This window comes from Anaerobacillus sp. ABR4_321, assembly GCF_056158505.1.
The window spans coordinates 1,988,009-2,006,938 of sequence record NZ_JBSWTK010000001.1 but is presented as its reverse complement, the minus strand read 5'-3'; the positions used below and the strand labels follow the sequence as shown (position 1 = coordinate 2,006,938).

The following is an 18,930-nucleotide window of genomic DNA, read 5'->3' as shown; positions in this document are numbered from 1 at the left end:
GCATGCCAATTCAAATTATTATTAACTTGATCATCGCTGTTTTGTGGATGTTTTTGTTTGAAAGTTATTCATTCAGCACATTCTTTATTGGGTATTTATCAGGAATCGTTCTACTGCTACTCATGGAGCGCTTCATTCCCGATCGTTTCTATTTCTACAGACTATGGTCAATCGTCAAGCTGTTGTTCTTATTTATCAAAGAGCTTATTATGGCTAACATACAAGTTGTGAAGCTTGTATATAGTCCTAAGCTAAAGATGGAACCTGGAATTATCGCTGTCCCGATCGAAGTAAGAACAAATTGGGAGATCACGATGCTAGCGAATTTAATTACGTTAACACCTGGAACGCTTTCTGTTTCAGTTTCTCCTGACAACATGTTTATCTATGTACATGCAATGGACGCGCCTGATGCTGACGAAGTGATTAAAGAAATTAAAGGAACCTTCGAAAAAGCAATCATGGAGGTGACAAGATGACCTCACTTTTATCAACAGTGTCAACGCTATGTATAGTGGTTATCGCAATCTCAACACTCTTTCTTTTATATAGAGCGATCAAAGGGCCTTCAAATCCAGATCGTGCTGTAGCACTTGATACGATCGGCATTAACCTTATGGCGATCGCAGGTATTCTTGCTATTAAGCTTGAGACCCAGTATTTTAATGACATTATCCTTCTAATAGGGATACTTGCTTTCATAGGTACTGTAGCGATTGCTAAATTCTTAGAAAAGGGTGTTATTATTGAAAGAAATCGTGATTAGTATCATCTTGATCATCGGAACGTTTTTTCTTTTCTCTGGAGCCCTAGGTGTCTTTCGTTTACCTGACGTATACACGCGCCTTCATGCAGCTTCAAAAAGTGCTACCTTAGGCGTCGCCGGAATTTTGATCGCTGCCTTTCTATTTTTCTGGATTGAACAAAATATGGTCAGTGGGAAACTGGTTCTTGGGATTATCTTTATCCTCATGACAGCTCCTGTTTCTGGTCATATGATTTCTAGAGCAGCTTACCAAAAAGGGGTCCCTCTTTGGGAAAAGACAACGAGAGATGATTTAAAGTCATCCTCCAACAAAACAAACACAAGAGGGTAACCTCGAGTGTTTGTTTTTTTTATAAAAAAAAATAGATAGGTGGTCACCTATCAATACTTTCTTCCGTAAAAATTCGCATAGTAGTAATATCCTCCACCAATAACCAGTAGCAATACTAGAAGAACAACAATTAATGCAAAGTAACCGCCGTAGCCTGGATAAGGATACGGTGGATATGGGTAACCGTACCCTGGGTATCCGCAACCATAACCGTAACCGTAACTCATGCTCCCCCTCCTTCACTCTTTAATACCTACTCCACCCTAGATATGATAGCTTATGTAGAGTTTGTCATTATTGTATAGGGATTAGCGGAGTTTTCTGAATTCCTTGAAGTGGCTATTTTTATATTGCATATTGTTCTACAATGAAGGAAACAGCAATTTAATGAAAAAAGGGGTCGAATCCAATGAGAACAACCATAACCCCCACAAATGACCCGTGGGAAGCTTATATGGACGTAGAAGAACACGGGACGCAGGTCCTTTCTAACATTGAATTAACAACAACCACACTTTGCAATATGAGGTGTGAACATTGTGCAGTGGGTTATACATTGCAACCGAAAGATCCAGATCCACTCCCACTACAGCTCTTAACAGATCGTTTGGATGAAGTGGAACAACTTCGGGCGCTAAGTATTACCGGTGGAGAACCTATGCTATCGATGAAGTCCGTAAATAATTATGTGGTCCCTCTTCTGAAGTATGCACATGACAGAGGAGCGAAGACGCAAATCAACTCAAACTTAACGCTAGATCGTAAACGATATGATAAAATTTTACCGTATCTTGATGTCTTACATATCTCTCATAACTATGGAAGCATAGATGATTTTACAGACATAGGCTTTGCAGTTATGGATAAGAAGCCGACCATAGCACAACGTGAAGCGTATTTTCATCGGATGGTTGAGAACGCCAAAGATTTAACGTCAAATGGCGTGTTGGTTTCTGCTGAAACGATGATCAATCGTAGAACCTTACCTAATATTGAAGCGATTCACAAGCAAATTGCTGATATGGGTTGTCAAAGGCATGAGGTTCATCCTATGTACCCATCAGATTTCGCTTCAGACCTTGATATTGCCTCCTTAGAAGAAATTCGAGAAGGCATTCACAGACTACTGGACCATAGAGATCCAAATGTATGGTTATTGTTCGGTACACTGCCATTTTATCCATGTAGTTCGAATCCAGAGGATTTAAAGCTTTTGGAGCGCTTATACGCTGAACCTAATGTTACGGTCCGAAATGATCCTGATGGTCGGTCACGCCTTAACATGAATATATTCGATGGAGATATAATCGTAACAGACTTTGGAGACACGCCTCCTTTAGGGAATATTAAACATACAAACTTAAATGATGCTTATCAGAAATGGCAAGATAGTAAGATTGCTAAGTCCGTTAGCTGTCATTGCCCTGCAGTAAAGTGTCTCGGTCCTAACCTACTCGTGAAAGATTCCTATTACAAAGACGTCGACTTTCTAACAAGAGAGTCACACATTGCATTATAACCCCCTATCCAGGGGGGTTTTTTTACTATTTTCATAAAAAAAGTCTTCTTTTTCCTTTCAGTTGGATGAAGAAAGGGTATAATGGCTATCGTACTCTATAGGAGCGTGATTATATTGAAGAAAAGATTATTCATCCTTACATTTATTACTTGTGCATTAGCTCTTCTGCTTTTGATTGCTGAGAATCAATCAAATTTCATTCGTACGAATGCGAATGAGATGCCTGAAAATGATTCTGAATCTAAAAAGAAAAATATTACTTATTACACAAAATATTATCAAACGAAGAAAAGCATCTATGATTCGTATAAGCATGAAGAAAGTGAAACGATTTTTCTAGGAGATAGCCTGACGGATTATTATGAATGGGGGGAGGCGCTAAGTGACCATCAGGTATTAAACAGAGGCATAGCAGGTGATACGACGACAGGAGTGATCAACCGAATCGATGAGATCACAAAAGCTAACCCTGAACGTTTGTATATCATGATCGGAATCAATGATATGATCGCTGGGCAATCGATAGAAAAAATTGAAGCCAATTATAAATACATTCTAGATCTATTAAAAAAACAATCTCCAAACACTACTGTATACGTGCAAAGTATTCTTCCTATCAATAGGAACCTAACGAAGCACAACGTTCGAAACAAAGATATAACGACGTTGAACGAGCAAATAAAGAACCTTACACGTTTGTATGACTATCACTATCTAGACTTACACCCTGATTTTCTAAAGTATGGTCAACTAAACAAAGAGTACACCTTTGATGGATTACACCTTAACGGTGAGGGTTATAAGGTTTGGACGAGGAAAGTATTGAGCACATACAATACGAATGAGAAAGCAGTCGAGTAAAAGTAAACGAGTTAGTATGATTTGACAAGTCTCAGGTACTTTACCTGAGACTTGTCTTTTGTATGCCGTACTTTTTTGTGATCCGTGCCATAGTTGGATATACAGCTAGAACGCGATCCACTTTGAAAGTGCGAATGCTTCGCCTTAAGTGACAGTACCCTTTAATTTCATTTTGGGATAGTTTATATAGTGTAACCGTGCGCTTTGTGATCATTTGTTCTGAAGTCATATAGATCATGTCGACTGAGAGGTGACGTTGAAGACAGTTCTGTAATACCTTGAACATGACACTTCCCCCTTCTTTTCCTATGTTCATATTATATTCAGAACACTTGTTCTTATCAACAGTTTTCACTTTCCAATTTTTACTTCATAAAAAAACCTGCCAAATGGCAGGCTATGCACCGTTTCCTTTTTCTTTTCGGTTGCGATAAAATTCATGAAACAGTTTCATCAACGCACGCTTTTCTATTCTAGATACATAGCTTCTTGATATCCCTAACTTCTTTGCGATCTCTCTTTGGGTCAACTCTTTTTCTAGATTTAAACCAAACCTACCTACGATTACTTCTTTCTCTCTTTCATCCAATATATGAATGTAATCATATATTTTTTGTTTTTCCATATTTAGCTGTATGAGGTCAACGATATCTTCTGTTTCTGCCTTTAAAACATCGATTAACGAAATTTCATTTCCTTCTTTATCCTGACCAATCGGATCATGAAGGGAGACATCTTTTTTTGTTTTCTTAAGAGCGCGTAGATGCATTAGGATTTCATTCTCAATACATCTAGCTGCATAGGTAGCAAGCTTCGTTCCTTTATCGGTCGAATAACTCTCGATTGCTTTGATCAAACCGATTGTTCCGATGGAGATGAGATCTTCCGGATCTTCTCCGGTATTCTCGAACTTTTTTACAATATGGGCTACAAGACGTAAATTGTGCTCGATCAATCGATTTCTAGCATCTTCATCTCCTTGGGCCATTAATTCTAAATACTTTCTTTCATCCTTTTTTGACAAGGGTTGTGGGAAAGCGTTGTTTTTAACAAATGAGACGAAGAAAAGGACTTCCTTACACAAGTAAGCAAGTGCTGCCAGTAACGACACATACTCACCTCCCATATGGTGGGCTTACACCTTATCTTAAGCTTATGTATAGGTCGAGGCTGCTGTGTCTGTCCATTTTCAATTCCTTAAAAAGTAAAAAGCTCACCGGATTAGCATACTTTCACTAATCTCGATGAGCTTTTCTTTCTCTTGACCATTTTTCCGACATATACTCTTCCCTTAAATAGCGGTAATGCCTTGAATTACGACCATATTTTAAACGAATAAACGTTAAACCTGTCACAACAGAAGCAACACCAACAATCTCAAACCATTCCACCAGTGCCCCACCTCGCTTATGGCAGTCTATTCTTTAAGGTAAGAACATGTTACCGAATGTCGAGATTATAACAAAAAACGCCCATATGGACGTTTACATAGCAATGATCGCTTTCTTATTCTTCTGTTTGATATAAGAGACGATTTCATCCCAATCTTGTTCAAATGGAATATACGGGACGTAAGTGGTTTTCCTATCAAAATGTTTCTCGATTGCTATGACAAGTGAGCCATTCACTTTTCCAAACGTCACTCTTTTCACAGAAGAAAAGGCGACGACCCTTCGATTTAAACCGAATAATTTGTGGTGCATTCCGTTCTCTGTCAGTTCAATTCGCTGCGTACGGATACAGACGCTCAACAATACACAGAATGCGATATAAATAAATCCAATCATGATAAACGTTTGCCATCTTTCAACAGTTAAATCACCTTTGACCCACAGGAGTGCAGTGCCAAATAAAACAACGATCACATAAACAAGGAACATAAACACTTCGATTGTCTTAACTCTAGGGTAGTATGTCTTGATTACTTTCATGCCCTTCACACCTTTACGCACTAGGCTATGGCAACGGTATGTTGTTTTATTTTATCAGCTTCTCAACGCTTTGTACACAGAATTTTCTGTCAAATTAACTGGATTTCTTGTAGATTAACATGGAGTGATCCATGATTATCTCTATAAGAGGTAAAAGCTCTGGAAACACCTTTTTCGCAAAGTTCCATGCATTGTCTTCAATTTTTATCGCTAACTGGTGCTTTTCATAATTACTTTTGGCTACTTGCTTACGTTTGGCGAGTTGTTCTAAGTCTTTATCTTCCGAATGACCGATTTCATGAGCCAAGATAATTTTAAAATAATCGACCATCCTCTCATCCGTTCCTAGCACACGAATACATTGAAGTTTGATTTCTTCAAGGTATAGCGTGATCGCTCCTGATTTCAACGAAAACTTACCACCTATATTTCTGTTCCCTGGGAAATGTTCTTCAATCGTAACGGTAGTTGTTAAAGAAAGCATCTGTAGAATACTCTTTACAAGATTGTTATAGTACTCTTTTGAATGAGCCAATTTCATTGCCCCTTTATATAATCTTTGCGCTCAAGCACTAATGTGGTCAACCTTATTTGAAACCTATGTAGCAGAAAGATTTTTATGAACATGCTTTCCAATCAAATTAAGCTTTATGCCCCCAATTTAAATTACACAAAAAAAAGAGACCCTATTCGGGTCATCTTTACTGATTACTTCCACCAGTTATCAAAAATGGTTGGAGGTAAATTTCGCTTATGTTTCGTTTTTAAGTAATGGCTTTCTAACGTTTTCGCAGCATCCTCCGGAATCTCTTTTCCTTCTAAGTATTCATCGATATGGTTATAGCTAATTCCTAGGGCCTCTTCATCAGGAAGAGCGGGACGATCATCTTCTAAATCTGCCGTTGGTACTTTATCGACGAGGTGCTCTGGCATTCCAAGATGTTCAAGAATGGCTCGTCCTTGTCGTTTGTTAAGACCAAACAGTGGCGCGATATCGCAAGCACCATCCCCAAACTTCGTATAAAAGCCAGTAACTGCTTCAGCTGCATGATCCGTTCCAATGACCAGCTTGTTTTCATCACCTGCGATGTTATACTGAGAAATCATCCGTTCACGGGCCTTGTTATTACCCTTTGTAAAATCAGTTAGCTCATTTCTAGTAGCTTCAAGATAAGCGGATACTGAAGCATCGACAGCAGGTTTGATATTGATCGTCACCGTTTGATCAGGCTGTATAAACTTAAGAGCCGCTTGTGCATCGTCTTCATCTTTCTGCTCACCATACGGGAGACGAACTGCGATGAAGGATGCGTCTGTCCCCTCTTCTCTCAACTGTTCAACGGCCATTTGTGCGAGACGCCCCGCTAGTGACGAATCTTGTCCCCCGGATATACCAAGAACAAAACCTGTCGTACCACTTTTCTTAACGTAATCTTTCAAAAAGGTAATTCGTTTTTCCATTTCTTCTTTAACATCGATGGAAGGCTGTACACCTAATTCATCTACAATCTGTTTCTGAAGTTCTCTCAAGTTCCTCACTCCTAATGTTGATAAATTCATTGGCGAAAAAGATCATGTTTTTCATCCAGTAATACTATTCTTATACAATGTCTTATTGTTATCAATACCCACAACCTTATTTTCAAAACGAAGTTGCTCTATATTCCTTAATATACTCAAAAAGGCAGAACTGAACCGTTCTGCCTTTTGACCAGTGTTTAGATGTAAAAACTCTTCTTATATTCAATACTCTCGATGAGTTCACGCTTTCTTCTCTCATCTAACTCTTGACTTAATGTTCTATGATTCTTTGTTATCGTAACGGTTATGAATAATAATTGTAAGGTCATGATAAATCCTCCTCGAACTGTTAGGTTAAGCCTTTCTCTACTGCCATCCATTTTAAAATTGTCTGTCCTAAACCATTCACCACAAACATTCAGTCCTTTCTCAACGTATTAGAATAGCCATGGCTGCTTTCCCAAGACATGGGTTTCACGATTATTTCTGTCTTCTTTTAGTTGTTGATAATGAATCTCTTCTTGGATCGTTTTCTCTTGAATTGTAATTCCAACTTTTATAAACAATAAATTTATCGTTAACATGATCATTTCTCCTTAATGTGTTTTTTAATTACAGCCATATTGAACCAGTTCGACTTGCTTTCATCTCATTTTCAGTTACTTGGCGTTGAATTTCACGCTTATGAAGTTCTGAACTGAGACTTGGTTCAATGAAATTCTTTACTCTAGTAATGATCAATAAATGGAATGGTACCATGCTAACGACCTCCTTTCACATAAAAATTCAGGGGACCCACTTTTTCCTTTTCTTTGCTGCTAAACACTTCATCATCGCTTTTCCTCCTCTCAAATTTTGGACACAAAAAGGCCGCAGGCTTTTACCTGCGGCACATATACTCATACCACAGGAGATCGACCTGCGGCTTTATATCCAATTCATAAAAAGGATGCCTACTTGATAGGCGCCGGTCGAACTTTTTTGAAAGATGCATATTTAGTTCCTGCGATTGCTTTTGTCATTTCCATCATTTTGTTCGACCTCCTTTTTTTGTAATGATTTCAAGGGTTAGTATATCGATGTCTTATGGTTTTGTAAACCTTTTTTACTAAATTACCTGATTATTTCGCAAAAATATTATTTTACGACAATATATACTTATTTTCGACAATGAATCTGAAAGAAGAAACCATGAAAGTTCTATTAACACGGACATACACTTATACAAAGCGGAGGTGAGTACATGCTTAACGTGACAACTGTTGTCCTCGCTATTATCGGTTTCTTGGCTGTTCTTGGCGTGACAGCAACCGTTCAAATCGCCATTCAGATGAAAAAATGGTTACGAGATATTGAAAATTCTGAGATGCAGATCGATTCGAATACGTATGCAGCACCGTGGATTCAAAAGGTGATCGAAGAGTATAAAGCATACCACCTTGCAGGAATATCCCCCATCAATACACAGGCTTTAATTGAAAAGCATTTTTACAAGGAATCTGTTGCAATTTTTGGCTTAGTCAGAGTACCTGCAGGTGGAATGATGAGATTCATGCAGCAGCTGCCCCCAACTTCTATTATCATTGGAATTCTAGGAACATTTATTGGATTAACGATCGCGATCGCTTCCATGCAAGAAACACTTCTCTTCTTATCACAGAAACCTGAAGATGCGAACTTAGACCTCGCATCTGTTATCGCTGCGATTTCAAGTCCGTTCCAAGGTATGAGCGTAGCTTTTGTAACGAGTATCGCAGGAATTGGGAATGCGCTGTTTCTTACCCTGATTCAAAATGGCGTTCTTACTGGTGGAAGAACGACTGCTTATTACCTTGATAAAATTATTTCAGACTGTGAAGCTCTCCTCGACCATAACTTACATGCTAGCTTAAGCAAGGAAAAGCCTCATGATGAAATGGAACGTATCCTAGATAGGCTTGCAGGGCGAATTGAGGATAGTTTCCAAGAAACGCTAGGAGACTTCTCCTCTAGCATGATTCACTTTACAGCTGGATTAGAAAAAGCGATGCAGGATGTTCATGCTATCCTTACCTCACAGCGAAAATACACAGATCAATTTGCAGAAAGTACATCTACTTTAGAATCGTTTTCTGATAAATTACAAGGGTCATTCACCCAACTAGATGGTGTACAGGAAAAAGCAAACAAGGGGATTTTAGAATTATCTAGTCAGCTGAAAACGCTAGACTCTCAGCTTCAATCTCTTTCAAGACATCATGAAAACGGTCAGAGAAAGTTTGAACAGCTCGTTCAGCGATCTGATCATTTAATAAAAGAAACGCAGAAAAAATCTGAAGAAACTGGACAACATTTTTTACGTGGATTAGATGAACAGATGCAACGTTACCAATCTTCACAGGAAGATTTAGAGCGAAGGGTCCACCAGGCACAAGACGAGTGGTATTATCGCTATCAAGAAAAACAAAACCAGTATGGCAGAGCATCTCAAGATTTTGCGGAATCTGTCTCCCAGCTTGAAAAAGCTTGGTATACTGCAATCGATAAAATAAAGCGTGAAGCGCTCGAACCGATTATGTATAAGATGGAGAGAGATCAAAAAGATCAGCCGCTACAACATGAACTAAGATCTCTTTCAAACAGTATGGATTCTCTCTACCAAGGACTTGCAAGAGAATTAAAAGATATTCAACATCACCTATCTGAATCGTATCAGCTCCAGCTTCGGGCCTATGAAGATCAACTTCGAAGGCAATCAGCAGCTCAACAACAAATTCACTCTCGAATGATCGGTGATAACCGATGAAAGGTAGAAAGAGGCGGTTTCAATCTGAAAACGGAGAAGAGCATTATTGGCCCAGTTTCGCTGATATGATGGCGATGATTGTGCTTGTCATGCTATTCGTTGCGATCATAGCGTTCGTTCAAATGATTTATGATGCTTATGACCAAACCGTTATGAAGCAGGAACTTGCGAAAGTAGCTGACGTTAAAAAGCATATCAGCGACCTTATTGAGCAGCAGTTAGAAGAGAACGTTGGGAAAGATAAGATCGTAAGGGGCCCTAACAATACGATTTCCGTTGAAGGGGACATTCTTTTTGATACGGGGAGTGCAGAAGTTAGTCCAGAAGGTAAAGTAGTATTAAACGAACTCGCAGATGTTTTCGCAAGTTTAATAGAAGAGGAAGACATCAGTCAGTACCTGTACATCATCTTAATCGAAGGTCATACGGATAAAGTTCCTTATGATAATTGGACGCTATCAGCAGATCGATCGGTTGCAGTCGTGAAAGAGCTCATGAAGGCTAATCCGAAGCTTGCGAGGACGGATTATGCAAAATATCTAGGTGCAACTGGCTATTCTGAATTTAAACCGATCGTAGAAGGAACAACAGCTGATGCATTTCAAAAGAACAGGCGAATATCCTTTCAAATCATTCTTGATGACGAGAAATGGCAAGGGCGCTTAAAAGATATCATGACCTATTAATAGAATATAAGAAATAAAAAAAGGCCAGTTTAAATAAACTTGGCCTTTTTGACGTTTCGTTTCAAGTATCTAGATCGTTTATTTTTTTCTGTATGGCAATCGCACGCGAATAGAAAAACAGCGCGATACCTACTAGTAGAAATCCTCCACCAGTCAAGATCAAGACTTTTTCATCTGTTTTCCCTTCCATAGGAAGAAAAGAACCGATATACAGAAACACACTTAAACTCAATAAAATAAATGCATAACGTTTGTAGTCTGTCATCTTATTTTGAAGTTCTTTCATGATGCGATCACCTCTCACACTATTAGTCTAGCATAGAAGTGTGCACTACGAGGTATGTAACTATTTCCAAATAAAAGGAAATCCCCTTAGTTAAGGGGATTTCAACGTTAACTTAGTGCATTCTTAAGATCTTCAATCAAGTCTTCTGCATCTTCAAGACCTACAGAAATACGGACGAGTCCTTCTGTAATGCCTAGTTCATCACGACGGTCTTTAGGAATGGATGCATGCGTCATTCGCGCTGGAACTGATATTAAACTTTCGACAGCACCTAAACTTTCTGCGAGCGTAAAGTACTTTACTTTACTAAGAAGTTCATCAGCTTTTTCCGCACTTCCAATGTCAAAGGAAACCATACCACCGAAACCTCTTGATTGGTTAACAGCAATGTTGTTTCCAGGGTGTGTGCTCAATCCTGGGTAGTAGATTTTCTCTACATCTGGATGCTCGCTAAGGAATTGAACGATCTTCGCAGTATTTTTCTCGTGCTCTTCCATCCGTACGCCAAGTGTTTTCAAACCTCTGATCAATAACCATGAATCTTGAGGTCCAAGAATTCCACCCGCAGAGTTTTGAACAAAGTGGAGCTCTTCAGCGAGGCTTTGTGAATTTACAACGACCAATCCAGCAACGACGTCGCTGTGTCCACCTAAATACTTAGTAGCAGAATGAAGCACAATGTCAGCACCATGGTCGATTGGATTCTGCCAGTATGGTGTATTAAACGTATTATCTACAATCGTAAGGAGATTGTGTTCCTTAGCCTTATTTGACACTTTACGAATATCTGTTACTTTCAACAACGGATTCGTAGGAGTTTCAATGAAAACGGCTTTCGTGTTTGGTTTGATCGCCTCTTCAACAGCAGAAAGATCTGTTGTATCTACAAACGTGGAGTCGATGCCTAGACGATTTAATACTTTCGTCATCACACGGTATGTTCCACCGTAAACATCGTCTGTCATTACAACATGATCGCCTGAGTTAAACAGCATCATGACTGATGTAATAGCCGCCATACCTGAGCCGAATGCAAAGCCAGCATGACCGTTCTCAAGGTCTTTGATGAGCTCTTCTAGAGCGTGACGAGTTGGGTTTCCTGTACGAGAATACTCGTAGCCATTGAATTTACCAACGGCTTCTTGCTTATACGTACTTACTTGATAAATTGGTACAGACACTGCACCAGTTTGGGGATCACCTGTAATCCCACCATGTATTAGTTTCGTTTTCGGCTTCATACCTAAATGCCTCCCTGGTAAATCTTTTTACTTAAGTATCGTTCACTACTATCCGGAAAAATTGTTGCAATGTTTGTTCCAGGTTCTGCTTTACTCGCCTCGATAAGGGCTGCTTCTAGAGCTGCTCCAGAAGAGCTACCTACGAGCAATCCTTCTTTCTCTGCAAGTTCTTTAACTCGTCGAAATGCAACTTCGTCTGTAATTGTATGAATGCTATCAAAGTAGGAATCATCCATATATGCAGGAAGAAATTCCATTCCGATCCCCTCTGTTTTATGAGGCCCTGATTCTCCGCCATTAAGAATCGATCCTTCAGGTTCTACGATCACAGTCTTGACGTGTGGATTTTTTTCTTTTAAATAGCGGGCCGTACCCATGAATGTACCGCCGGTTCCTGCTCCCGCTACAAATACGTCAAGCTCACAGTCAAGCTGTTTCCAAAGTTCAGGACCAAGGGTTTTGTAATACGTTTCAGGATTAGCAGGGTTGCCGAACTGCTGCGGCATATATGAGTTTGGTATTTCTTCATGCAACTCTTTCGCCTTTGCAATTGCCCCCTTCATCCCTAACTCAGTCGGTGTATGAACGATCTGAGCACCAAGAGCACTCATTAAATCTTGTTTCTCGATACTAAACTTTTTAGGTACGACGAACATCACTGTATACCCTCTGTTCACAGCTGCTAGCGCAAGTCCGATTCCTGTGTTTCCAGCTGTAGGTTCAATAAATGTTCCACCTGGCTGAATTCTATTGTTTTCAACTGCATCTTGTAAGAGTTCCTGTCCGAGGCGGTCTTTAATGCTTCCTCCTGGATTATAGAACTCTAGCTTTGCAAATAATCGAACACCTTTTGGAATATCAAAATGATGGAGCTCGATGACCGGGGTACGGCCTATGAGCTCATGAACATTATTATAAATATCCATCAAAAAGTCTCACTATTCTGCGAAAACGACATGCCATTCATCACGATGTGAAAGCATTTCGTTTGCAATTTCTTTAGCACCTTCAAGGCTATGGTTTGCAGCCCATCCACACTGTACCTCATTACAAGCTGGGACTTCTTCCGCTGCTAAAACGTCATTCAACGTTTTTTCAAGTACACTAAGAATCTCATCATAGTCAGAGTGATTTAGAACAGCAAGGTAGAAGCCTGTTTGGCATCCCATCGGTCCTATATCAACAACATTATCTAAGTGATTACGAATGTTTTCTGCCATCAAGTGCTCGATTGAGTGAAGACCCGCCATCTCCATGTGAGCTTTATTCGGTTGTTTGAATCGAATATCGTATTTATAGATCTCATCACCTTTAGGACCTTTTGTGACGCCTACTAGTCTCACATATGGTGCTGCCACTTTCGTATGATCAAGGTTGAAACTTTCTACGTTCATTTTGTTAGCCAATATTCTTCAACTCCTCTACAAGATTTAATACCAAGTTAGCTGAGTTAATCGATGCTGTCTCAAGGAACTGTTCGAAGGAAATATTCGATTCTTTTCCAGCGATGTCTGAGAGAGAACGGATCACAACGAATGGCGTGTTAAACTGATAGCACACTTGAGCGATTGCACCCGCCTCCATCTCAGCTGCATCGAGATTCTTAAGACGTGATCTTACGTAATCAACTCTTACTGCATCGTTCATGAAGGAATCGCCGGTTGCGATTAATCCTTTCACGACTTGATGCTCTGTGACTTTTTCTGCGCTTCTCTCTGCTGCTTCAACAAGCATTTTTTCTGGTTCATAAAGAGCCGGCATTTGCGGAACTTGCCCATATTCATAGCCAAATATGGTCGCATCCACATCATGGTAGCGAACTTCACTTGAAATTACGATATCGCCAACCTTTAAATCAGGATTAAAGCCCCCAGCTGACCCTGTGTTTATGATGTAATCTGGTTCGAATAGCTGGTTCAATAACGTTGTACCGATAGCTGCGTTCACTTTACCGATTCCTGATTTTAAGAGAACAACTTCTTGCCCATCGATTTCACCAGTTGTGAATTCAGATTTTGCAATGGTATGTTCCTTCCTGTTCTCAAGGCGATCTCGTAAAATTCTAACTTCCTCTTCCATAGCTCCAATAATACCGATCTTCATGACGTACTCCTTTACAGTTTCATTTTTTGACCGCTTCTATCAGCCAAACAAAATCGTTCAACTGAGTAAAAGCTACCTCAAATCCATTTTTCTTAAATAATTCTTCTAGCACCGGAATAGTCGTATAATATTCCGTCTGTAAGTCTTGAAGTAAATTCAAATACCCCTGTGACTTTACTTTTTCATGCATTTTTGTCCTAGCATCCTCATTTTGGAATGCCGTGTCTGCAAATACAATTTTATCATTCTCACTCAGTAGTTGGCTATATTTGTGAATAGCTTCTTCCTTTTCAGTGTCGGTCAAATGATGGAACGCGTACGTACTCACAATCGTTTGAACCGAATGTTCAAGCTCTGGATAATCTAGAAAATCCCCATCTAAAAGCGTTAACTTCGGGAACCTTTCCTTAGCTTTGTCTCTCATCGCTTTGGACGGCTCCACACCAGTCACACTTAACCCTTTATCCAATAGAATAGCAGTGAGATTACCTGTTCCTACCCCAAACTCAAGCACATTACCCACAGATGCGTGAGCTACAGAAGCGAGTATTTGAGTGTATCCTTTGAATACATCACGATACTCTTCGTCCTGACCTGATACCGTCGTATCATAAGAGTCAGCCCACCGCTCAAACAAATCAATGAATTCTCTCCCCATTATATCTTCACATCGCTTTCATAATTTAATTCATAGTATTAAGGTATGAATAATATGCTTTTATGGTTCTAATTTAACACAAACCTTTTTACATATCAATTTGTCAGTTTTCTTCTTAAGGTGTAAAATTATAAATTGCGAAGGATGGATTAAGAAAAGGAGAGACAAAGATGGAATTTTCTCTTGAACGAATTGATGACAAAGTGGAATTTTTCGAGTCGTTTTCCCTTGAAGATCTCGAGAAGAAAATCCAAGTTCAAATCGATAACAACCGGGCTTTGATGCTACACGTTCACCATGTTCAGCACCAGGTGTTAACAAACGAAAAAACAGGCAGACCCTATTATTCAGCCGTAGTACATTTTAAAGCAAAATAAAAAAGGGAGCGGACCTCAATCATGAGATCTGCTCCCTTTCTTCATATTCATTTTACTTTAGCGCTGACAGGTTTCCAGCCTTTTTCATCGACCCATTCTAGTTCAACGACATACTGCGTCCCATCGCCGCCTTTTTTTGTCACGGTGGCTTTAGATTTTTGTGGACTCCCGTTGTTCTCCATCCAAATGACGACCATTTCTTCCTTAGGATAGCCGACTACTGTCTCAACAGCATCTAGCTTTTCGTTCCAGTCAACGCTACCTTTGTCATAGCTTGATACGTGATTACTACTGTCTTGAGATGTTCCTACAGGTTGCCATGGTCCTTCTAGATTGACCTCACCGGACTCGTTAGAAGCTTCCTCTTCTTCAGAAGCGTTTTCGTCATTTTGTTCTTTGTCATCTTGAGACTCTTCTTCGTTCTTAGTTTCTTCATTACTAGCGTCATCGTTAGTTTCTTCATCTGTTGCTGAATCGCTTGCCTCATCAGAAGTAACTGCATCTTCCGTGTTGCTATTGTTAGATTCGGATTGAGTTGCTTCAGTAGAGGCTGTTTCCTCCCCAGCAGTTGGTTCGGTATTATCGCCATTAAAAAAGATATTTACAATAAGAATAAGGATGACTACTCCTACTATTCCAATAAGACTGTTTAAAATGATATTTTGTTTTCTTTTTGAATGACGAGCATTATATCGTGATTTCACGTTCATCCACTCCTCTATTTAACTGTTGCTCATATTCTACCATCTCTAGAGGATTCGTTTAAGGCTTGACTTTTCCTTCTATAACCAAAAATTTTCTAGTATAAGGTGTTTACAATCTTTCCAAACGCTTCATATGCCTTGTACTCCTTATCTTTTCTTTCGAAATCTACGACTGCTAATGCGTACCGTGGTTCATCATATGGGAAATAACCAACAAACCATTGATAATCATAGTCCGCATTTCCGCCTGGTTCTGCAGTACCTGATTTACCAGCAACCTCTACTGGAAGGTCAGCGAGAAATGATCTTCCTGTTCCGCTCACAACTACTTCTCTTAAAGCATTTTGAAGATCATCAACGACGTCAGATGAAAGGGTTTTGCTGGTAAGCTTCTTTTCCTGAAAGCTTAAAAAAGTAGTGTTATTTTGATAGAGAATATCCGAAACAGCTCTAACCTGCTTTGCATCGCCGCCCCTCGCAATCGTAGCCATCATGTTTGCTAATGATAAAGGGCTTACTTTTACGTTTAACTGTCCGATCGCCGTTTGATCTATTGCCTTTCTGATGCGCTTATCCTTTTCATTCGCAAAGAAAACGGGCTTTGATTCATCAGGAAACTGCTGAAAATCCTCATAGTGATAGAGCGTATTGTTCCATCCTACAGATGTTGAAATACCGAGTTTTTCAGCGGTTTTCTCGATGACGTCAGGATCCTTATCAAGTAATTCTTCAGCGAGTATGGCAAACGTTGCATTGCAGCTAGCTGCGAAACTACTTTTGAGATCTAGTACGCCAAGTTCTCGTTTTTCAGGACCATCTCGATAAACATTTCGATCACAGTCGAACGTCCTTTCATTAGAAATACCATTTTCATAGGCTGCAGCGAGAATGACTGTTTTAAAGACGGATCCAGGGAAGAAGCCTTTCACCATTTTGTTTGTAGCACCATCCCCTAAAGGATCATCTTCGTTAAAGTTTGGTCTACTCGCCATGCTAAGGACATTACTATTCTTGATATCGAGTAATACAGCTCCCCCATTCGTAATTTTTGTTTGATCTAGAGCATTTTCTACCTTCTGTTGAAGATCTGTATCTACCGTTGTTTTCACTTGTAGAGGATAGAAAGAGTCAGCATTTGTAAACATTTTTACATCTAGGCCAAGCAATGGATTACCTTTACGGTCTGCGTGATACAAGAGCTTGGACTCCCCTTCAGAGATTAGAAAAGGATCAAAAGCTAACTGCAAACCAGAAATTCCGAGCCTTGTATGCTGATTCACTAACCCTTCGTTCCATTTTTCAGGGTATTTAGACTTTATTAATTCTGGATTCGTCCGGACACTTCCGATTAAATGACTAGCTAATCGATCCTTCGATTCTGGTTGATAGACTGCGTAAACCCCTGGTATTCTAAGATCATTTATGCTCACCATTTCACTCTTCGTGAGTGTTTTATCTAATCTGAAAGGCTGTGTTTTACCTTGCAAAGCTTTGTTTAGTTCACTTGGAGGAACATCAATTATTTCGGAAACTTGATCGATCGGCCATTCTCTTTCACTTAAGAAAGGAAAAAGAATCAATGATGGAATTGAACCTCTCATAGGCTCACCATTACGGTCGAGTAGAGTCCCTCTCCCATCACTTAAAATAAACGACTGCGTACGTTGATTTATACTTGCTTCTACAAGATTAACTTCATGATTTGAAAAAGAATTCGTATCGATAAGTTGAATCTGAACTAAGCGTCCTATAAGTAATCCAAAACATAAAAGGAAAAGAATTGCGACAATCGTTATTCTTCGAACCCCCATACACTTCACCTCAGTAAGAGTCTCGCCTCTTCTAAGGCATTTCAAACCCAAGGAGCTTTGAACTAAGCAGAAACAAAAAGAAAAGGACGACCGGTCGGCCGTCCTTTTCAGGTTCCTTATTTCACTTCTAAAATTTCAACGCGGATTTCTCCACCTGGTGTTTGTACGTTAACCTTTTCACCGATCTGACGGCCAAGAAGGCTCTTAGCCATAGGAGAATCATTTGAGATCTTACCTTCGAACGGATCTGCTTCAGCACTTCCTACGATGACATATTCCTCTTCATCTCCATCAGGAATTTCCGCGAATTTCACTCGCTTACCGATCGTTACAACATTGGAAGCACTTTGATCTTCCTCAATAATTTCAGCGTTACGAATCATATTTTCTACAGTAGTGATTCGCGCTTCAACGAATGCTTGTTCATCTTTTGCTGCGTCGTACTCAGAGTTCTCAGAAAGATCTCCAAAACTACGAGCAACTTTGATACGCTCTACTACTTCTTTTCTTTTCTCTGTCTTTAGATGCTCAAGTTCTTGCTCGAGCTTTTCTTTACCATCTTTGGTCATATAATACTTTTTGTCGTCTGCCATTTTGTTCACTCCTTCATCAATTAAGGGCAATCAGTCGTAATAAACTGTATGAAAAAAAGAGGTATTTATTACCTCATTAATTCGTTATAGCATTGCTTTGTCCTCTAAAATGGTATGAATCTTGGTCGTCATAAGATCGATCGCGACACGATTCTGACCACCTTCTGGGATTATAATATCTGCATAGCGTTTAGTAGGCTCGATAAATTGTAAATGCATCGGTCGTACAACAGAAGTGTACTGTTCAACAACCGAATCAAGGGTACGACCTCGGTCCCTTATATCTCGAACCATTCTTCTTAAAATACGGATATCTGCATCTGTATCAACGAACAGCTTGATATCCATCAAGTCTCTAAGACGCTCATCTTCTAAAATCAAAATACCTTCTAAAATAATGACATCTTTTGGTTCAACAGGAATAATTTTATCAGATCTTGTGTGAACTGTATAGTCATAGACAGGTTTTTCAATGGAATTATAAGACATTAGTTCCTTTACATGTTGAATAAGTAAATCATTGTCAAAAGCGAGTGGGTGATCATAGTTGGTATCAAGTCGTTCATCCATAGATTTCTCACTTTGATCTTTATAATAAGAATCTTGTTCGATTACTAATACCGATTGATCAGCAAACTGCTTAAAAATTTCTCTCGTTACGGTAGTTTTGCCTGAACCTGAACCCCCGGCAACACCAATTACAACAGGTCTATTAACCATAATCCTTCCCTTTCTATTATAGAAAAACCGTTCGTAC

28 protein-coding genes are annotated in these 18,930 nt (G+C 39.5%); 8 read left to right on the top strand and 20 right to left on the bottom strand.

Features of this window, described 5'->3' with window-relative positions; genetic code table 11:
• Positions 1 to 2: 2 nt before the first annotated feature.
• The 3 genes from ACXADT_RS10300 to mnhG are packed head-to-tail and all read left to right on the top strand — an operon-like array spanning position 3 to position 1,097.
• Complete coding sequence (locus ACXADT_RS10300) at positions 3 to 479, top strand: Na+/H+ antiporter subunit E (protein ID WP_270179364.1); 477 nt, start codon at positions 3 to 5, stop codon at positions 477 to 479.
• A complete protein-coding gene (locus ACXADT_RS10295; protein ID WP_270179365.1) occupies positions 476 to 766 on the top strand; it encodes a Na(+)/H(+) antiporter subunit F1 in 291 nt (96 codons plus the stop codon). Before ACXADT_RS10300 ends, ACXADT_RS10295 begins: the two co-directional genes overlap by 4 nt.
• A complete protein-coding gene (gene mnhG / locus ACXADT_RS10290) occupies positions 747 to 1,097 on the top strand; it encodes a monovalent cation/H(+) antiporter subunit G (RefSeq protein WP_270179366.1) in 351 nt (116 codons plus the stop codon). Before ACXADT_RS10295 ends, mnhG begins: the two co-directional genes overlap by 20 nt.
• A 50-nt stretch (positions 1,098 to 1,147) precedes the next feature.
• Here the strand turns inward: mnhG and ACXADT_RS10285 are convergent, their stop codons facing one another.
• Positions 1,148 to 1,324 (bottom strand): YjcZ family sporulation protein, encoded by a 177-nt coding sequence (locus tag ACXADT_RS10285; RefSeq protein WP_270179367.1) that lies wholly within the window; start codon positions 1,322 to 1,324, stop codon positions 1,148 to 1,150.
• A 182-nt stretch (positions 1,325 to 1,506) separates the two neighbouring features.
• Between ACXADT_RS10285 and yfkAB the strand changes: the two genes are divergently transcribed.
• Both yfkAB and ACXADT_RS10275 read left to right on the top strand, forming a co-directional pair.
• Positions 1,507 to 2,616, top strand: a complete 1,110-nt coding sequence (gene yfkAB, locus ACXADT_RS10280) for a radical SAM/CxCxxxxC motif protein YfkAB (RefSeq protein WP_474835283.1) — start codon at positions 1,507 to 1,509, stop codon at positions 2,614 to 2,616.
• A gap of 114 nt (positions 2,617 to 2,730) precedes the next feature.
• Entirely contained in the window at positions 2,731 to 3,477 is a 747-nt protein-coding gene (locus ACXADT_RS10275) for a GDSL-type esterase/lipase family protein (protein WP_474835285.1), read from the top strand.
• Positions 3,478 to 3,517: 40 nt separating this feature from the next.
• On the opposite strand, the gene ACXADT_RS10270 is transcribed toward ACXADT_RS10275, so the two are convergent.
• From ACXADT_RS10270 to ACXADT_RS10230, 9 genes are all read right to left on the bottom strand, one after another.
• A complete protein-coding gene (locus ACXADT_RS10270) occupies positions 3,518 to 3,763 on the bottom strand; it encodes a WYL domain-containing protein (RefSeq protein ID WP_474811020.1) in 246 nt (81 codons plus the stop codon).
• Between the two features lie 111 nt (positions 3,764 to 3,874).
• A complete protein-coding gene (gene sigK / locus ACXADT_RS10265; RefSeq protein ID WP_270179371.1) occupies positions 3,875 to 4,588 on the bottom strand; it encodes an RNA polymerase sporulation sigma factor SigK in 714 nt (237 codons plus the stop codon).
• Positions 4,589 to 4,712: 124 nt separating this feature from the next.
• Positions 4,713 to 4,868: a hypothetical protein gene (locus ACXADT_RS10260; protein ID WP_270179372.1), complete on the bottom strand. Its 156-nt coding sequence runs from the start codon at positions 4,866 to 4,868 to the stop codon at positions 4,713 to 4,715.
• A 93-nt stretch (positions 4,869 to 4,961) separates the two neighbouring features.
• Positions 4,962 to 5,408: a hypothetical protein gene (locus ACXADT_RS10255; protein ID WP_474834529.1), complete on the bottom strand. Its 447-nt coding sequence runs from the start codon at positions 5,406 to 5,408 to the stop codon at positions 4,962 to 4,964.
• 94 nt (positions 5,409 to 5,502) lie between these two features.
• The gene (locus ACXADT_RS10250; RefSeq protein ID WP_474834527.1) at positions 5,503 to 5,943 is read right to left on the bottom strand and encodes a hypothetical protein; all 441 of its coding nucleotides are present in this window, start codon (positions 5,941 to 5,943) and stop codon (positions 5,503 to 5,505) included.
• A 173-nt stretch (positions 5,944 to 6,116) separates the two neighbouring features.
• Positions 6,117 to 6,968, bottom strand: a complete 852-nt coding sequence (gene nadE / locus ACXADT_RS10245; RefSeq protein ID WP_270179375.1) for an ammonia-dependent NAD(+) synthetase — start codon at positions 6,966 to 6,968, stop codon at positions 6,117 to 6,119.
• Between the two features lie 158 nt (positions 6,969 to 7,126).
• Positions 7,127 to 7,258: a YrzI family small protein gene (locus ACXADT_RS10240; protein WP_474811014.1), complete on the bottom strand. Its 132-nt coding sequence runs from the start codon at positions 7,256 to 7,258 to the stop codon at positions 7,127 to 7,129.
• Positions 7,259 to 7,366: 108 nt separating this feature from the next.
• A complete protein-coding gene (locus tag ACXADT_RS10235) occupies positions 7,367 to 7,513 on the bottom strand; it encodes a hypothetical protein (protein WP_270179377.1) in 147 nt (48 codons plus the stop codon).
• 28 nt (positions 7,514 to 7,541) lie between these two features.
• The gene (locus ACXADT_RS10230) at positions 7,542 to 7,688 is read right to left on the bottom strand and encodes a hypothetical protein (protein WP_474834524.1); all 147 of its coding nucleotides are present in this window, start codon (positions 7,686 to 7,688) and stop codon (positions 7,542 to 7,544) included.
• Positions 7,689 to 8,172: 484 nt separating this feature from the next.
• On the opposite strand from ACXADT_RS10230, the gene ACXADT_RS10225 reads away from it, so the two are divergent.
• Positions 8,173 to 9,714 (top strand): hypothetical protein, encoded by a 1,542-nt coding sequence (locus ACXADT_RS10225; RefSeq protein ID WP_270179379.1) that lies wholly within the window; start codon positions 8,173 to 8,175, stop codon positions 9,712 to 9,714.
• On the top strand, positions 9,711 to 10,400 hold the full coding sequence (locus ACXADT_RS10220; protein WP_270179380.1) for an OmpA/MotB family protein: 690 nt from the start codon (positions 9,711 to 9,713) through the stop codon (positions 10,398 to 10,400). The genes ACXADT_RS10225 and ACXADT_RS10220 overlap by 4 nt, the downstream gene beginning before the upstream one ends.
• A 61-nt stretch (positions 10,401 to 10,461) precedes the next feature.
• Here ACXADT_RS10220 and ACXADT_RS10215 read toward each other — a convergent pair whose 3' ends face one another.
• The 6 genes from ACXADT_RS10215 to ACXADT_RS10190 form a co-directional block, all read right to left on the bottom strand.
• A complete protein-coding gene (locus ACXADT_RS10215) occupies positions 10,462 to 10,686 on the bottom strand; it encodes a YrhC family protein (protein WP_270179381.1) in 225 nt (74 codons plus the stop codon).
• A 107-nt stretch (positions 10,687 to 10,793) separates the two neighbouring features.
• Positions 10,794 to 11,927, bottom strand: a complete 1,134-nt coding sequence (locus tag ACXADT_RS10210; RefSeq protein WP_270179382.1) for a bifunctional cystathionine gamma-lyase/homocysteine desulfhydrase — start codon at positions 11,925 to 11,927, stop codon at positions 10,794 to 10,796.
• 2 nt (positions 11,928 to 11,929) lie between these two features.
• Positions 11,930 to 12,853 carry a PLP-dependent cysteine synthase family protein gene (locus ACXADT_RS10205; protein WP_474834522.1) on the bottom strand — a complete coding sequence of 308 codons (924 nt, stop codon included), beginning with the start codon at positions 12,851 to 12,853 and terminating at the stop codon, positions 11,930 to 11,932.
• 12 nt (positions 12,854 to 12,865) lie between these two features.
• A complete protein-coding gene (locus tag ACXADT_RS10200; protein ID WP_474811009.1) occupies positions 12,866 to 13,333 on the bottom strand; it encodes an S-ribosylhomocysteine lyase in 468 nt (155 codons plus the stop codon).
• Positions 13,326 to 14,030 (bottom strand): 5'-methylthioadenosine/S-adenosylhomocysteine nucleosidase, encoded by a 705-nt coding sequence (gene mtnN / locus ACXADT_RS10195; RefSeq protein ID WP_474811007.1) that lies wholly within the window; start codon positions 14,028 to 14,030, stop codon positions 13,326 to 13,328. The genes ACXADT_RS10200 and mtnN overlap by 8 nt, the downstream gene beginning before the upstream one ends.
• A 19-nt stretch (positions 14,031 to 14,049) precedes the next feature.
• Entirely contained in the window at positions 14,050 to 14,688 is a 639-nt protein-coding gene (locus ACXADT_RS10190) for a class I SAM-dependent DNA methyltransferase (RefSeq protein WP_270179386.1), read from the bottom strand.
• 170 nt (positions 14,689 to 14,858) lie between these two features.
• Here ACXADT_RS10190 and ACXADT_RS10185 point away from each other — a divergent pair, with 170 nt between their 5' ends.
• Positions 14,859 to 15,065, top strand: coding sequence for a YrzA family protein (locus ACXADT_RS10185; protein ID WP_270179387.1), 207 nt, complete (start codon positions 14,859 to 14,861; stop codon positions 15,063 to 15,065).
• 47 nt (positions 15,066 to 15,112) lie between these two features.
• On the opposite strand, the gene ACXADT_RS10180 is transcribed toward ACXADT_RS10185, so the two are convergent.
• The 4 genes from ACXADT_RS10180 to udk form a co-directional block, all read right to left on the bottom strand.
• Positions 15,113 to 15,769 carry a YrrS family protein gene (locus ACXADT_RS10180; protein ID WP_474834519.1) on the bottom strand — a complete coding sequence of 219 codons (657 nt, stop codon included), beginning with the start codon at positions 15,767 to 15,769 and terminating at the stop codon, positions 15,113 to 15,115.
• Positions 15,770 to 15,864: 95 nt separating this feature from the next.
• Positions 15,865 to 17,580, bottom strand: a complete 1,716-nt coding sequence (locus tag ACXADT_RS10175) for a peptidoglycan D,D-transpeptidase FtsI family protein (RefSeq protein ID WP_474834517.1) — start codon at positions 17,578 to 17,580, stop codon at positions 15,865 to 15,867.
• 116 nt (positions 17,581 to 17,696) lie between these two features.
• Positions 17,697 to 18,173, bottom strand: coding sequence for a transcription elongation factor GreA (gene greA, locus ACXADT_RS10170; RefSeq protein ID WP_270179390.1), 477 nt, complete (start codon positions 18,171 to 18,173; stop codon positions 17,697 to 17,699).
• Between the two features lie 84 nt (positions 18,174 to 18,257).
• Positions 18,258 to 18,893: a uridine kinase gene (gene udk, locus ACXADT_RS10165; RefSeq protein WP_224878548.1), complete on the bottom strand. Its 636-nt coding sequence runs from the start codon at positions 18,891 to 18,893 to the stop codon at positions 18,258 to 18,260.
• Positions 18,894 to 18,930: the final 37 nt, after the last annotated feature.

Excerpts from the sequence above, each read along its gene's own strand:
- ACXADT_RS10300 (WP_270179364.1), top strand. The coding sequence starts at position 3 with ATGCCAATTCAAATTATTATTAACTTGATCATCGCTGTTTTGTGGATG.
- ACXADT_RS10295 (WP_270179365.1), top strand. The coding sequence starts at position 476 with ATGACCTCACTTTTATCAACAGTGTCAACGCTATGTATAGTGGTTATC.
- ACXADT_RS10285 (WP_270179367.1), bottom strand. The coding sequence starts at position 1,324 with ATGAGTTACGGTTACGGTTATGGTTGCGGATACCCAGGGTACGGTTAC.
- yfkAB (WP_474835283.1), top strand. The coding sequence starts at position 1,507 with ATGAGAACAACCATAACCCCCACAAATGACCCGTGGGAAGCTTATATG.
- ACXADT_RS10270 (WP_474811020.1), bottom strand. The coding sequence starts at position 3,763 with ATGTTCAAGGTATTACAGAACTGTCTTCAACGTCACCTCTCAGTCGAC.
- ACXADT_RS10255 (WP_474834529.1), bottom strand. The coding sequence starts at position 5,408 with ATGAAAGTAATCAAGACATACTACCCTAGAGTTAAGACAATCGAAGTG.
- nadE (WP_270179375.1), bottom strand. The coding sequence starts at position 6,968 with ATGAATTTATCAACATTAGGAGTGAGGAACTTGAGAGAACTTCAGAAA.
- ACXADT_RS10240 (WP_474811014.1), bottom strand. The coding sequence starts at position 7,258 with ATGACCTTACAATTATTATTCATAACCGTTACGATAACAAAGAATCAT.
- ACXADT_RS10235 (WP_270179377.1), bottom strand. The coding sequence starts at position 7,513 with ATGTTAACGATAAATTTATTGTTTATAAAAGTTGGAATTACAATTCAA.
- ACXADT_RS10230 (WP_474834524.1), bottom strand. The coding sequence starts at position 7,688 with ATGGTACCATTCCATTTATTGATCATTACTAGAGTAAAGAATTTCATT.
- ACXADT_RS10225 (WP_270179379.1), top strand. The coding sequence starts at position 8,173 with ATGCTTAACGTGACAACTGTTGTCCTCGCTATTATCGGTTTCTTGGCT.
- ACXADT_RS10220 (WP_270179380.1), top strand. The coding sequence starts at position 9,711 with ATGAAAGGTAGAAAGAGGCGGTTTCAATCTGAAAACGGAGAAGAGCAT.
- ACXADT_RS10215 (WP_270179381.1), bottom strand. The coding sequence starts at position 10,686 with ATGAAAGAACTTCAAAATAAGATGACAGACTACAAACGTTATGCATTT.
- ACXADT_RS10210 (WP_270179382.1), bottom strand. The coding sequence starts at position 11,927 with ATGAAGCCGAAAACGAAACTAATACATGGTGGGATTACAGGTGATCCC.
- ACXADT_RS10205 (WP_474834522.1), bottom strand. The coding sequence starts at position 12,853 with ATGGATATTTATAATAATGTTCATGAGCTCATAGGCCGTACCCCGGTC.
- mtnN (WP_474811007.1), bottom strand. The coding sequence starts at position 14,030 with ATGAAGATCGGTATTATTGGAGCTATGGAAGAGGAAGTTAGAATTTTA.
- ACXADT_RS10190 (WP_270179386.1), bottom strand. The coding sequence starts at position 14,688 with ATGGGGAGAGAATTCATTGATTTGTTTGAGCGGTGGGCTGACTCTTAT.
- ACXADT_RS10185 (WP_270179387.1), top strand. The coding sequence starts at position 14,859 with ATGGAATTTTCTCTTGAACGAATTGATGACAAAGTGGAATTTTTCGAG.
- ACXADT_RS10175 (WP_474834517.1), bottom strand. The coding sequence starts at position 17,580 with ATGGGGGTTCGAAGAATAACGATTGTCGCAATTCTTTTCCTTTTATGT.
- greA (WP_270179390.1), bottom strand. The coding sequence starts at position 18,173 with ATGGCAGACGACAAAAAGTATTATATGACCAAAGATGGTAAAGAAAAG.
- udk (WP_224878548.1), bottom strand. The coding sequence starts at position 18,893 with ATGGTTAATAGACCTGTTGTAATTGGTGTTGCCGGGGGTTCAGGTTCA.